Below are 13,441 nucleotides of genomic sequence, written 5' to 3' on the forward strand. Positions count from 1 at the left end.
TCAGTCCTTCAGTCCGGCGTTGATGTCGGCGCTCATGACGTAACGCTGGAACACCAGGAAGATGATGATCAGCGGGATCATGGAGATGACCGAACCGCCGAGCAGCACCGACCAGTTGATGTTCTGCGCACCGACGAGGCTCTGGATGCCGATCTGCACGGTGAACTTGTTGGGGTCGTTCAGCATCAGCAGCGGCCAGATGTAGTCGTTCCACCGCCACTGGAAGGACAGGATCGCGAGGGTCAGCATGATGGGCCGAGAGATCGGCACCATGATCCGCAGGAAGATCGACAGCTCACGGGCGCCGTCGATGCGCGCGGCCTCGACGAGTTCGTCGGGGACCGTCAGGAAGAACTGGCGGAACATGAAGCAGCCGGTCGCGGTGAGCACGGCCGGGAGGATGATGCCGGCGAAGGAGTTGTAGAGGCCCAGGTTGCGGACCACCAGGAACTCCGGGGCGAGCATGACCTCGGACGGCAGCATCGTGGTGGCCAGGATGCAGATGAAGAAGAACTTCAGCCACTTGTTGTCGTACTTGGCCAGCGCGTACCCGGTGCAGCAGCTGACGCCCACGGTGAGGACCGTCGTGATCACGCACACGATGGTCGTGTTGATGAAGTACTGCGAGAAGTTGGCGCTGCGCCACGCCTCCGTGTAACCGGAGACGGTGGGGTTGTGCGGAAGCACCGTCAGCGGGAGGGAGAACAGGTCTCCCGCCGGCTTGAAGGAGCTGAGGACGAACCACGCGACCGGCAGCCCGTAGAGGCCGGCCAGGACCCACAGCAGTGTCGTCGCGGGTACCGCGCGCCGGAGCCCACCGCTCTTCCCGTTGCCGGGCCGCTTCTTGGAGAGGGCCCGCACGGAGTCGGCGCCGGCCGGACGCGGCGTGTCTGTGGTTGTCATCGGTTCTCCACCCGCCGGTTGACGATCAGCTGGATGATCGCGACGGCCATCAGGATGAGCATGAGCACGAACGACGCGGCGCTCGCGTAGCCGATCTGGCCCCGGTTGAAGCCGGTCTCGTAGATGTACTGGACAAGCAGGTTGTTCGAGGTGCCCGGTCCGCCGTTGTTGAGGGAGACGAACAGCGGATATTCCTTCATCGCGTTGATCGTGTTGAGCAGGATCACGATGAAGGAGGTGGGCGCGATGCTCGGCAGCGTGATGCTGATGAACTGGCGCCAGGGGCCGGCACCGTCGAGCGAGGCCGCCTCGTAGTACGACACCGGTACGTTCTTGATCGCCGCGATGAACAGCAGCATCGAGAAGGCCGTTCCCCACCAGGCGCCCGCCATCACGACGACGCCCAGCGACAGGTCCGCGTTCGACTGCCACGGGACGGCGCTCCCGCCGAACTTCTCGATGACGTAGTTGATCAGCCCGAAGTTCTCACCGAACAGCCACCGCCACAGGACACCCACGACGATGGGCGAGATGAGCCACGGGACGAAGAAGAGGACACGGGCCACCGACGCGCCCTTGGCCTGCTTGCTCACCACCAGGTTGGCGATGAACAGCGAGAGCACGAAGTTCAGCGGGACGACAAGCACCGTGTACAGCAGCGTCCGGACCAGCGCGTCGTAGAAGGTGGAGTCCCCGAACAGGTGCTGGTAGTTGTCCAGCCCGATGAACTGGAACACCCCCACGCCCGTGTAGTTCGTGAACGAGTAGACGAGCCCGATCACCGCCGGCCACACGAAGAACAGCGCGAAGAGCACGACATTGGCCGTGATGAGGACGAGCGGCGCGAGGGTGTAGGTGCTGCGTCGTTTCCTGGGCGGCCTCACGGACACGTCCGCGGCGCTTTTTGTCATCTTCCTGACTTCCGTGCTGGTGGAATGGATCGCTGTGGGCTCACGTCATGAGCCCGGCATCATGTGGGCACCCGGGGCCCGGGCGGCGGGCGTCTCGCCCCCGCCGCCCGGCCTTGGGGCCTACGATCAGCCGCCGACCGCCGTGTTGTAGCCGTCCACGATGTTCTGCAGGGCCTTGTCGGCCGACTGCTGGCCGTTGATCGCCTTGCCGAGCTCCGTCTTGGTCGGGTCGGTGGTGAGGCTCTTGCCCTTCAGCACCCAGTTCGTCTGCGCGCCGTTGAAGTAACCCGAGATGGGCGCGTAGAGCGGGATCTCCTCGTTGTACAACTTGAACGCCGCCTGCGCCGCCGCGGACTTGAAGGGGTACTTCGGGCTCAGACCGCTCTCGACCGGGAGGAACCCGGAGCTCTCGACGAGCTCGGTGTACTGCTTCGGCTCGTACACCCAGGACATGAACTTCTTGCCGGCGGTGGCCGCGGCGCCGTTGTTGTTGAAGCCGACCATCATGCCGCCGCTGTTGACGTCACTGGCCTGCACCGGCTGGGCGGGGGTCGGGACGCTCGCCCAGTCGAACTTCTTGATGCTGTCCGCGAAGGCGGGAACCTGCCATACGCCGGACCAGTAGGCGACCACGTCACCGCTCTGGAACATGGCCGACGGGTCGGCGCCGCTGGTCCACACCGACTTCGGCATGACCTTGTCGTCGTTCAGTCCGACGAAGTACTCCACGGCCTTCTTGGTCGCGGCGTCCGCCGAGAACTTGCCGGAGGAGTCCGCGTGGACGTACTTCCCGCCCATCTCGTACACCATGGCGCGGAGCCGGGACGGCGACTGGTCGAACGTCAGGGAGTACTTGGCGCCGGTCTTCGCCCGGACCTTGTTGGCCGCCGCGATGAACTCGGTCCAGGTCCAGGTCTTCTCGGGCGAGGCCGGAACGGCGACGCCGGCCTTCTTGAACAGCGTCTTGTTGATGAACAGGCCGGACGCGGTGACGTCCGAGGGGATGGCCAGCACCTTCCCCGACGAGTCCTTGGCGAGGAAGTTGGCGTTGATGTTGTAGCTCTTGTTGTTGGCGATGGAGCTGAGGTCGATCAGCTTGCTCGACCAGATCGGGTCCAGCGCGGGCACGTCCGCCACGTCGGGCAGGGAGTTCGCCTGCGCGGCGTTGTGCAGCTTCGTCGGGTACCCGTCGTAGGGGATGTTGACGAGCTTGACGTTGACGCCGGTTTCCTTCTTGTACTGCGCGACCAGCTTCTTCCAGCCCGCGTCCTGCCCCGGAACCGTGGAGATCCAGAACGTCAGGGACTTCGCGTTCCCGCCCGAGCCGGACCCCGACCCGCAGGCGGAGAGCAGCAAGGTACCTGCCGCGGCTGCGGCAGCGAGGGGAACCAGGCGGCGCATGCCGCCGCGGCCGAGTCGGCTGGAGCGCCGCACACCCACAGTGGTCATCTTCGATCCCTTTTTCGTCGTAGGGGACGGAGCACGGCGCCGACTGAGGCGGCACGGGTGCATTGTGCAAGAAAGGTCGCTTTCCGGGGGCGCGGCCTCGCCCGGCCGCATCATCCACGCGGGGCGAGGTCCCCGGCCGTCCTGGCCGTCACCGCACAAGCACACCCTCGTGCGGTTGCCGTACTTCGCGTACGGGCTGAGAAGACTCACCCCAAGTCGGTGTCCCGACCGACTTAGAAAGCGCTTGTCCGGACATTGGCAGACCAAGTCGGAGGCCGTCAATCCTTCGCCCCCGCACCATCGGTCACGGTTTGGACTCCTCTGGCCACCGCGAGCCGGGCCGCGCCCACCACGGTGCCGAGATCACCGACCGTGCTGCTGACCACCTCGGTGGGCCAGCTCAGCCGCCCCAGCTCGGCCCGCACACCCGGCAGGAGCTGCGGGTCCGTGCCCGTACTGCCGCCCAGGACGATCAGTCCGGGGTCCAGTACGGCGGTCACGGCGGCGGCGAGTCTGCCCACGTCGGCGGCGTGACGGCCGACCACGGCACAGGCGGTGTCCTGCCCCTGCCCGGCGAGAGCGAAGAGCTGGTCCGCCGTGTCGGGGCACGGCCCGTCGATGTCCCGCCAGGCCGCGGCGGCCCGGCGCAGCAGCGAGCGAGCGCCCACGTACTCCTCCAGGGCCTCACGGCGCGGCTCCACGGCGTCGTCCCAGGGGTAGGGCAGCCGGGCGAGCTCACCGGCCGCGCCGTTCGCGCCGCGCAGCACATGGCCGCCGACGACGATGCCGAGGCCGATACCGACGCCGATGCGCAGATAGCCGAAGGTGTTGCGGCCCCGGGCGGCGCCTTCGTGCAGTTCGGCGAGGGCGGCGCAGTTGACGTTGTTCTCCAGGTGGACGGGCACGCCCGGCGGCAGGGCGACCGCCATGGCGTCGAACACCGGTCCGGCCTTGGCGGTCGCGGGGCGCATCCCGGCGCCCGCCCGGTCCCGCGCGGCGACGTCACCGACGGCGACGACGACCGTGCGCAGCGGGGTGCCGACGGGCAGCGCGTCGAGGGCCTCGCGCACCGCGTCGGCGGCGTCCTCCCGGGAGCCGGTGGCCTCGGCCAGCAGGGTGCCGTCGAGGGCACAGCCGCGCACCCGGGTGAGGGCGGGGCCGAGATCGACGGCGAGTACGGCGCCGGCGGCCGGGCCGAGCCGGTAGACGGCGGCGTTGCGTCCCGTGCCGCCGGAGGCGGTGCCGGAGTGGGCGGCGAGCCCGACGTTCTCCAGTTCCACGACGGCGGAGGAGACCGTCGGCTTGGACAGGCCGGCCAGGCCTGCGAGCTGCGGCCGGGTCGCGCTGCCGGCTCTCGCCAGCACCTCGAACACCGCGCTCGCGCTCTCGGTCAGCCGAGCCGCCCGCGCCACGACGTGTTCCACACTTCCCCCAGTTCACAGGCCGCGTCCCCGGAGGGTGTCAGGGGGTGCGGCGATGGGATGTCCTGGCGTCGCGCGTTCCCGCCGCACGGGCCCGGAGTGGGGTCCGTTGGCCGAATGTGCGATGCCTCTTGACGCACTCTACTTCGTTAGTTAACTTCCTAACGAACGTCACGGTACTCGCCTGCCGTGGTCCGTCAGAAGCCCGTCCCGGGGCTTCCCTAGTGCTTGAACTGCCGTTCCCCCGGACACGGTTCGCCCAACCGTCGCAGCACAGCGCAACGACGAAAGAGGTTCCGTGCAGGACTTCACGCCCCTCGTGGTCGGCATCGACGTGGGTGGCACCAAGACACATCTGCGCGCGTGCGCGGGCGCGGATGTCGTCGCCGACCACATCCGTGCGAGCAGCGGCTGGCGGCCGCACGACCCCGTGACCGCCGCCGACTGGCTGGCCGCGATCGTCCATGAGGCCCTGCCCGCACACGCGCGCCCGTCCGCGGTCGCCGTGGGCGGGCACGCCTGCGAGACACCCCGCCAGTGCGCCGAGATCCGTACCGCGCTGGAGGAACGTCTCGGGGTGCCCGCACTGGTCGTGGGGGACGCCGAACTGCTCGTCCCCGCCGCGGGGTTGGACAAGGGGGTCGGCCTGGTCGCCGGCACCGGTTCCGTCGCGGTGGGCCTGCTCGCCGACGGCGGCCGGCTCCAAGTGGGCGGCTGGGGCGCGGTGCTCGGCGACGAGGGCGGCGCCGCCGGTCTCGTCCGCGAGGCGGCCCGCGCCGTCTGGGCCGCGCACGATCGCGGCGAGGCTCCGGACGAACTCGCCCTGGGACTCGTCGAGGCGTTCGGTGTGGCCGAAGTGCCCGCGCTGGGCGCCGCGTTGGAAAGCGCTTCCGACGTCTCCGCCGACTGGGGGCGCCACGCCCGTGTCGTCTTCACCGCGGCCGACGCGGGCTCGCTCCTCGCGCACGAGGTGATAGCGGAGGCCGGCCGGTCCCTCGCCGCCCTCGTCGTACGGCTCGCCGAACGCGGCGTCCCCGTCGACGACGTGGTGGTCTCGGGCGGCACCGTCCTCGCCCAGCCCCGCCTGTACGACGCCCTCACCGCCGCACTCGCCGAGCGGGTGCCGGGGGCGCGGCCGTGGCCCATCCAAGTGCCGCCCGTCGAGGGCGCGGTGGCGCTGGCCCGATCGATCCTGTGAACCGCACGGCCCCCGTTCACCCGGGGGTCATGTCGTGGACGCCGGACCCCCTCCGACGGGACACGGCTCGCCGCGAATCTTCGCACGTACGCACCACTCGACGTATGCGCTTTCTCGCGTCGCACCGCACACCCCGAACCACAGCCGATCGCACGATCCCGCCCGGTCGCACGACCTCGCCGGTCCCGCGGCCGTAGAACTCAGGAGAGGCTCACCCATGCCGTCACCCGCCGGGCAGCGCACGAACGCCGTTCGACCCGCCGTGAACAGACGTGGTTTCCTCAAGACCTCGCTCGGCGCCTCGGCCGGTGTGGTCGCCGCGCCCACGCTGGTCAGCTGGCTGGCCGCCGCGGACGCCAAGGCCACCAAGGCCACCACGGTTCCGCTCGCGTTCGTGGACGACTACAAGACGAACGTCATCGCGAACCTGACGCCCGAGACCAACGCCGTGGTCCGGGTCCTCGGCGGCATGGCCCAACTCTGGAAGACCGGCGCCGCCTGGAACACCGGCACCCCGCTCCGCCCCGAGATCCTGCGCGCCAACATGCGGTACTGCGTCGACCTCACCGCCCACCGCACCGAGGCCCAGGCGAAGGAGGCGTTCCTCTACGACCGCCAGCACCAGAGCTACGCGATGATCGCGGGCCTCGGTCCCTTGGCCGACCTTTACAAGTCGGGTGCCCTGGCTGTCACTTCGATCACCAGCGCCCCGGACGGCACGCCCGCTACCAAGATCGACGACGCAGTCCCGGCCGGCGCGCCCGCCGGTGCCGCGCTCGGCGCGGGCTCGCACGACTCCGCGCTCGGCAAGGTGGCCGAACTGGTCGACACCCTGCGTGGCAACTACGCGTCGGGCAACCCGGGCAAGTACGCCTACCAGTACCCGCGTCCTTGGCGCATGAACGAGAAGAGCGAGGTCGTCGACACCGGCACGACCGACGCGCTCGGCTTCCCGGTCTACGACTCCAAGGTGGTCGTCGCGCCTCAACTCCTGCGCCAGCGCAGCACTTCCCCGGTCGACGACGGCGGCTTCCCCAGCGGTCACACCAACGCCTTCCACCTGGCGGGCCTCGCGTACGCGTACGCCGTACCGGAGCGCTTCCAGGAGTTGGTGACCCGCACCTTCGAGCTGAGCCACACCCGGATCATGGCCGGCATGCACTCCACGGTCGACGTCATGGGCGGCCGCATCATGGCCACCGCGCTGGCCGCCGCCACGCTCGCCGACCCGGCCAACGCCGCGCTCAAGGCCGCGGCGCGCGCCCAGGCCCTCGCCTACTTCGAGGCGCAGAGCGGCACGACGGCGGACGCCCTGTACGCGTACGCCCACTCGGCGTCCACCGCGACCGACCCGTACGCGGACCGGACCGCCAACTCTCGTGTCGTGGAGCCCAAGTTCACCTACATACTCACCCGCAGCGGCCGTGACAAGCCGCTGACCGTGCCCAAGGGCGCTGAGGTGCTGCTGGAGACCCGCCTGCCGTACCTCGACGCGGCGCAGCGACGTGACGTGTTGCGCTCGACCGCGCTGCCGTCCGGGTACGTCCTGCTAGACGGTTTCGAGCAGTGGGGGCGCCTCAACCTGTTCGCCGCGGCGGACGGTTACGGCTCCTTCGACTCCGATGTCGTCGTCGCCCTCGACGCGGCGGCCGGTGGCTTCGGCGCGGCCGACGCCTGGCGCAACGACATCGACGGCCGCGGCGGTCTGACCAAGCAGGGCACCGGCACGCTCACGCTGACCGGGCACAACGCGTACACCGGCGGGACCGTGCTCAAGTCCGGTGCGCTGGTGGCCGGTTCGGCGCACGCGCTGGGCCACGGTGACGTGAGCGTGCTCGGCGGTTCGCTGCGGGTGTCCGAGTCCGTCCAGATCCACGGCAGCTACACCCAGCAGTCCGCCACGCTGGAGGTCACGCTGCGCTCGGGTCACCAGCCCGCCGTCGAGGTCACCCGGCGTGCGACGCTCGCCAGGGGCAGCGCGCTGTCCCTGCACTTCGACGCCGAGCACCCGCCGGCCGCGGGCTCCACGGTGCGGGTCCTGAGCGCGTCCTCGCTGCGCGGCCAGTTCGACAGCGTCGAGGTGAACTCGGACAAGCTGCGGGCCGTACCGGTGTATACGGCGGAAGGTCTGTCGGTACGACTCCTGAAGCGGTGACGCCCCTGGTGGCGGGAGCGATGCGACAGTAGGGCCATGACCCGGCCCCGGCTCGCTCCCGCCGCCACGCGGCCGGCCTCACCGCAGGGCGGATGATGGCGCGCGAACAGCACTCGGTCCTCGACCCCGACACGCTCGACGACGACGGCGGGGACTCGCCGCCGCGCGCCGACGGCTCCCGGTCGGCACACCTCTACGCCGGGCTGCGGCGCCGCAGGCGGTGGCTGCTGCCCCTCCTCGTGGTGGTGCTCCTCGCGCAGATGGCCGCCGTGATGGTCACGACCGCCGTACAGCAGACACCGACTATCGACGAGCCGGTGTACGTGGCCACGGCCACCGTCTATCTGCGCGAGCACAGCCTCGACTACAACCCCGAGCACCCGCCCCTCGGGAAGCTGGTGATCGCCGCCGGAATCGCCCTCGCCGACCCGCACTTCGACGCCAACTACAAAGGTGACCAAGGGACGTTGGGCCGCCATCTGCTGTACGAGTCGGGCAACGACCCCTGGCGGCTGATGTTCTGGGCGCGGCTGCCGGTGATCGTGCTGACCCTGCTCTTCGGGCTGGTCGTGTTCGCGTTCGCCAGTGAACTCGTGGGCCCGGCACGGGGGTTGGCCGCGCTCGCGCTGTACGCGTTCTCGCCCGATGTCGTCGCGCACGGCTCGCTGGCCACACTCGACGTGCCGGAGGCGGGCTTTCTGCTGATGTCGGTGTGGCTGCTGTGGCGGGCCAGGCGACGACCGCGGCTGTACGTCCCGCTCGCGGGCGCGGCGCTCGGGGCCGCCGTGGCGACGAAGATGAGCGCCCTGCCCGCCGTACCGGTGCTGATGCTCCTGGCCGTCGTGTCGGTGGTGTCCGCCCGCCGCCCGGTCGACCGCGACGCCCGGCTGCGGGCCCTGGCGCTCGGGGCCGCGGGCGCGGCCGTGGTCGCCGTGGTGACGCTCGCCGTCGTATGGGCGTCGTATCTCGCAGTCGATCCGCACCTGCGGTTCACGTCCACGGAACCGGTACCCGTCATCCACGGGCTGCGCGGGCAGTTGGTCGGTCTGATGCCGGTGCCGCGGGCGTTCCGGGACGGAATGCTCATCCAGTTCGGTCTGGAGGACTACCCGTGGCAGGGCTTCCTGTTCGGGCACCTCTACACCGGGTCGCACTGGTACTACCTGCCGGTGGCGCTGCTGGTGAAGACACCGCTCGGCATGATCGCGCTGTGGGCGGCGGGAGCCGTCGCGGTCGTGGCGGTACGGCGGCTGCGGCCGGCGGCACCGTATCTGCTCGTCCCCACCGCCGTGCTGCTGGGCGCGGCGATGGACGGCTCGCGGGATTTCGGTACGCGGTACGCGATCTTCGTGCCGATGTTCCTGGCGGTCGCGGCGGCCTGTGTGCCGGCGCTGCGGTGGCGGTGGGCAGCGCTGTCCACGGGGGTGCTGGTGGCCTTCGTCGCGGTCAGTTCGCTGCGGACGTTCCCCTACTATCTGCCGTACTCCAACGAGGCGTTCGGCGGTCCGGCGAAGACCTTTCTGCGGCTGCACGACTCCAACGTGGACTGGGGCCAGGACCTCGGCCGCCTGGCCGACCGGCTGCGCGAGCGGTACGCGGGCGAGCGGATCTGGCTGGTCTACAAGGGCAGTGGCGTGCCGTCGTACTACGGCATCGAGTCGTCCGATCCACGCAAGGCAGGGGTGCACGATGTGCACGGACTGTTGGTCGTTTCGGACACCTCGATCGACAAAGCGCAAGGGAAACTGGCCGAGTTGATCGAGAGCAGTCGTCCGATCGATCAGGTCGGTCATTCGATCACCATTTACCGGCGCTGATCGCCCTCTGGTCACAACGCTCCGTGAGCTATGTTCAGTGGCTGTGGGAGACAAAGGAAGCGCACCGGTGCCATCGCCGCAGCAGGCACGCGCCCAGGCATCCGTGATCACCTCGGGAAAGACCGACCCGGAAGTCGGCGCGGCGCCGACTTCCCAGCTCAGGGAACTCTTCGACGGGCCACGGCTGTCGCCGGGTCAACGGCGCATCGCCCAGTACCTGATCGAGCACATCACCGAGGCGGCGTTCCTCTCCATCACCGATCTCGCGGAGCGCGTCGGCGTCAGCCAGCCCTCGGTGACCCGGTTCGCCGCGGCGGTCGGGTTCAGCGGTTACCCGGCGTTGCGGGAGCGGCTGCAGGCGATCGCCCTGCGCACCCTCGCGGGCGGCCCGACGGCCGAGGAGAACCGGAGCAACGAACTACAGGCCGCGGTCGACGCCGAGATCGCGAACCTGGAGAACCTGCGCCGGGACTTCGCCGACCCCGACCGGCTGATCGACGTCGGCCGCGAACTGTCGGCGTCCACCCCGCTGACCGTCCTCGGCCTGCGCATCTCCGTCTCGCTCGCCGAGTACTTCGCGTACGCGGCGCGCCGTATCCACCCCGATGTACGGCTGGTGACCCGCGGCGGCAGCGTCGCCTACGACGCGATCCTGCAGTCACGCGAGGCGGGTGGCACCTGGCTGCTCGCGTTCGACATGCCCCGGCACGCGCACGAGACGCTCACCACGCTCCGGGTGGCGCGCAGCGCCGGGCTCAAGGTGGCCCTCGTGACCGATCTGGCCCTCGGCGCGCTGGCCGACGAGGCCGACGTCACCTTCGCCACCGGCACCGGCTCCCGCCTGGTCTTCGACTCCTACGCCGCGCCCGGTGTGATGGCCTCCGCGCTGCTCCAGGCCATGACGGACGCCGATCCGGAGCGGACCCAGGCCCGCCTGGAGGACTACGAGCAGATCGCCGAGCAGCACCAGTTCTTCATGCGGGACTGACCCGCCACTCCCCCCTCATACGACGTCACACTGGGTCGATTATGCCCATTTCGCGCATGAATGTTTTCATACGCCTTGCAAACCGGACGGCATATATAAATACTGCTCACGGATCGCACCCGCCCCGAGAAAGCCCGGTCCGCCCATGCGCACCTCCGCTCGACCCGCCGCGCCGGCGACACCTGCTTCACGGGGCCCTCTCACGAGCACTCCCAGCCGCCGTCTCCTACCCGCGTCGGCGCCGGGTGTGTTCGGTCGGGCATCGCTTGCGCGAGCGCCCAAGGCGGCCTCGGTCATCCCCTGGGCCGGGGCCGCCTCACACCGTCGACCCACCCCCGCGACGCCGCACACCGGGAAGCGATGACATGCAACTGACCACCACGCGCATCAGCCAGGACTGGCCCTGTCAGGTCAAGACGCCCGGCAGCTACGACTGGGAGCGCTCGGCGGCCAAGTGGCTGCGCGAGCTGGTGCCGGCCCGCTACGCGAGCTACCCCGCGTTCATCCGCCACCCCGTGCTGCTCGCCCGCCACGCTCAGATCCAGGTCCAGCACGAGATCCGCGTGGCCCGGACCGCCCTGCAGACCGCGCGGGCAGACCTGCCCGGCATCGGTCTGCCCGAGTCGGTCATCGAGCACACCATCAAGCTGTACGCCGCCGAGGTCCTCCAGCTCCAGCACATCGCGCGCAGCGTCCGTGCGGTGACCGAGGCACTGGTCGGGCACAGCACGGGACGCTGACCTCACCACCGCTCGGCATCACTCGTCGTCGCGGTGCCGCCAGTACCAGAACGCGCCCACGACGAGGGCCAGCAGAAGGACTCCGGGCAGGATCAGCCCGGGGACTCGGGAGCCGCTCATCGGCGTGGCCTTCGGTTCGGAACGGGCACGACACCGCCGACCTGCGACGCCGCGCTGTCCATGATGAGGCTCTACGGCCCCACCACCACCGACTTTCCGCAGGCCTTGCGGCGCGTTCGAAACCCCGGTCGCCTACTGGCCGTCGTCGAGTGCCGTGCGTGATTCCAGGTCCTTGCGGGTGTCGTCGCCGTACACACCGTTCTCGTCGCCCCGGATGCCGTACCAGAGCTGGAAGCGGGCGACCGCGGCCGTGAGGGTCGCGTCGTACTGGCCGCTGGTGGAGCCGTTCTCGTAGACGTTGGGGATGCGCAGGAGGCGTTGCTCCAGCTCCTTGACCTGGGGACCGCTGTCGCCCTCGCGGAGGGTGCCGGCGCCGTCCGGGTCGGCGGTCGCGGCAGTGGTGGCCGTGGCGGACGCCACCGGAGTGGGGGTGCTGATCGGCCGGCCCGTGCTGGCCTCTCCCTTGCCGGGGAGGAGGAGAGCGCAGGCGAAGCCGACCAGGGCGGCGGCGCTCACGCCGACCACGATCGCGGCCCGGCGCAGACCGGGCCCGAAGGGACCGGTGGTGGTCGGCAGCGGGCGCAACTCACCAGGTACGGGCGGCAGTTCCTGTGTCTCGGCCTCGGAGCCGAAGAACGGCCGGGGCACCGGCACGGACTCGAAGACGGAGGAGTCCCGGCGGGTCTCCCGCAGCAGCTCCGCGAGGTTGTCGGAGCGGCGGCGGCGCAGGACTCGGGCGGGTTCCAGGACCGGGCCGCCGGACGACGATCCCGGTTCGGGCGGTGTAGACACACTGCTCTCCTTCCGTTCCGCGCGCACGGACGTCCGCCATCCCCCTGAAGAGATACGCGCGCACGGCCGCCGGAGTTCAGCGCGGCACGCGCTCACTCGCACCAGGACGGTGACGCCCGGACGAACCGGTGCAGGGACGCCTTCAGCGCGGCGACGAAGGCGTCCCGCCGTGTGTCGTCGAGCGCCTCCAGGGAGAGGTACGGGTTCAGGTCCTCCAGCTCGACCAGGAGCAGTCGGCCGTCCGGGGCGCGGCAGGCGTCGACGCGCTGGATGCCGTGGTCGATGCCGTTCCAGTCGATGAACCGTTGCGCGAACTCCAAGTCCCCCGGGACGGGTTCGTACGGTTCCAGCTGCCAGCGCTTCTCGGTGTCCGGGGCGTAGAGGGCGTACTGGAAGTCGTGGTCGACGAAGTAGAAGGACACCTCGTACGAGAAGTCGACGCACGGCTGGACCAGGACGCTCCCGTCGGCCAGGGCGGGCAGGCGGTCGGCCGGGACGATCTCCAGGCCTATGGAGTCGGCACCGAGCTTGGGCTTGACCACATAGCGGTCCGTGCGCGGCAGCCGGTCCAGGTCCTCGACGCGGTCGACGGTCGGGATGACCGGGAACCCGGCGGCGCTCAGGTCGAGGAGGTACTGCTTGCCCGCCATGTCCGCGCGACCCGACAACTGGTTGTAGACACGGGCTCCGGTGCGGAGCGCACGCTCGCGGAACGCGTCGTACTCCGCCCGGTACCCGAGGACGGGCCCGCTGTTGCGGACCACGACCGCGTCGAAGCCGTCCATCAGCGCGGCCGCGTCCAGCGGATGACACAGCGCCAGGTCGAAGTCCTCGCGCAGCCGGGAGGTCAGGTCGATGTCCTCGTCGCAGTAGCGACGCCCGCGTGCCGGGTACGCCAGGTCGGTGACGTACAGGACGCGAGGGCGGCCGAGGGGTATCGAGGGCAT

At 70.0% G+C, this 13,441-nt stretch carries 11 protein-coding genes; 5 read left to right on the forward strand and 6 right to left on the reverse strand.

Annotated features, from left to right (window positions below; genetic code table 11):
* The 4 genes from ACFWP5_RS00185 to ACFWP5_RS00200 all read right to left on the reverse strand — a co-directional run bounded on the left by ACFWP5_RS00185 (position 1) and on the right by ACFWP5_RS00200 (position 4,687).
* On the reverse strand, positions 1-903 hold the full coding sequence (locus ACFWP5_RS00185; protein ID WP_384148255.1) for a carbohydrate ABC transporter permease: 903 nt from the start codon (positions 901-903) through the stop codon (positions 1-3).
* Positions 900-1,814: a carbohydrate ABC transporter permease gene (locus tag ACFWP5_RS00190; protein ID WP_384148257.1), complete on the reverse strand. Its 915-nt coding sequence runs from the start codon at positions 1,812-1,814 to the stop codon at positions 900-902. Before ACFWP5_RS00190 ends, ACFWP5_RS00185 begins: the two co-directional genes overlap by 4 nt.
* Before the next feature lie 126 nt (positions 1,815-1,940).
* Complete coding sequence (locus ACFWP5_RS00195) at positions 1,941-3,263, reverse strand: ABC transporter substrate-binding protein (RefSeq protein WP_384148259.1); 1,323 nt, start codon at positions 3,261-3,263, stop codon at positions 1,941-1,943.
* A gap of 278 nt (positions 3,264-3,541) precedes the next feature.
* Complete coding sequence (locus tag ACFWP5_RS00200) at positions 3,542-4,687, reverse strand: ROK family protein (protein ID WP_384148261.1); 1,146 nt, start codon at positions 4,685-4,687, stop codon at positions 3,542-3,544.
* A gap of 295 nt (positions 4,688-4,982) precedes the next feature.
* On the opposite strand from ACFWP5_RS00200, the gene ACFWP5_RS00205 reads away from it, so the two are divergent.
* The 5 genes from ACFWP5_RS00205 (at position 4,983) to ACFWP5_RS00225 (ending at position 11,582) form a co-directional block, all read left to right on the forward strand.
* Positions 4,983-5,882, forward strand: a complete 900-nt coding sequence (locus ACFWP5_RS00205) for an N-acetylglucosamine kinase (RefSeq protein ID WP_384148263.1) — start codon at positions 4,983-4,985, stop codon at positions 5,880-5,882.
* Positions 5,883-6,099: 217 nt separating this feature from the next.
* On the forward strand, positions 6,100-8,037 hold the full coding sequence (locus tag ACFWP5_RS00210) for a phosphatase PAP2 family protein (protein WP_384148265.1): 1,938 nt from the start codon (positions 6,100-6,102) through the stop codon (positions 8,035-8,037).
* Between the two features lie 92 nt (positions 8,038-8,129).
* Positions 8,130-9,854: an ArnT family glycosyltransferase gene (locus ACFWP5_RS00215; protein WP_384148267.1), complete on the forward strand. Its 1,725-nt coding sequence runs from the start codon at positions 8,130-8,132 to the stop codon at positions 9,852-9,854.
* A gap of 67 nt (positions 9,855-9,921) precedes the next feature.
* Complete coding sequence (locus ACFWP5_RS00220) at positions 9,922-10,842, forward strand: MurR/RpiR family transcriptional regulator (RefSeq protein WP_384148269.1); 921 nt, start codon at positions 9,922-9,924, stop codon at positions 10,840-10,842.
* Positions 10,843-11,207: 365 nt separating this feature from the next.
* Positions 11,208-11,582 carry a hypothetical protein gene (locus tag ACFWP5_RS00225; RefSeq protein ID WP_019064417.1) on the forward strand — a complete coding sequence of 125 codons (375 nt, stop codon included), beginning with the start codon at positions 11,208-11,210 and terminating at the stop codon, positions 11,580-11,582.
* Between the two features lie 252 nt (positions 11,583-11,834).
* Here the strand turns inward: ACFWP5_RS00225 and ACFWP5_RS00230 are convergent, their stop codons facing one another.
* Positions 11,835-12,494 carry a peptidoglycan-binding protein gene (locus ACFWP5_RS00230; RefSeq protein WP_384148271.1) on the reverse strand — a complete coding sequence of 220 codons (660 nt, stop codon included), beginning with the start codon at positions 12,492-12,494 and terminating at the stop codon, positions 11,835-11,837.
* Positions 12,495-12,586: 92 nt separating this feature from the next.
* Entirely contained in the window at positions 12,587-13,432 is an 846-nt protein-coding gene (locus ACFWP5_RS00235) for a hypothetical protein (RefSeq protein ID WP_384148629.1), read from the reverse strand.
* Positions 13,433-13,441 lie beyond the last annotated feature (9 nt).

Source organism: Streptomyces sp. NPDC058469 (assembly GCF_042721125.1).
Lineage (GTDB): Bacteria > Actinomycetota > Actinomycetes > Streptomycetales > Streptomycetaceae > Streptomyces.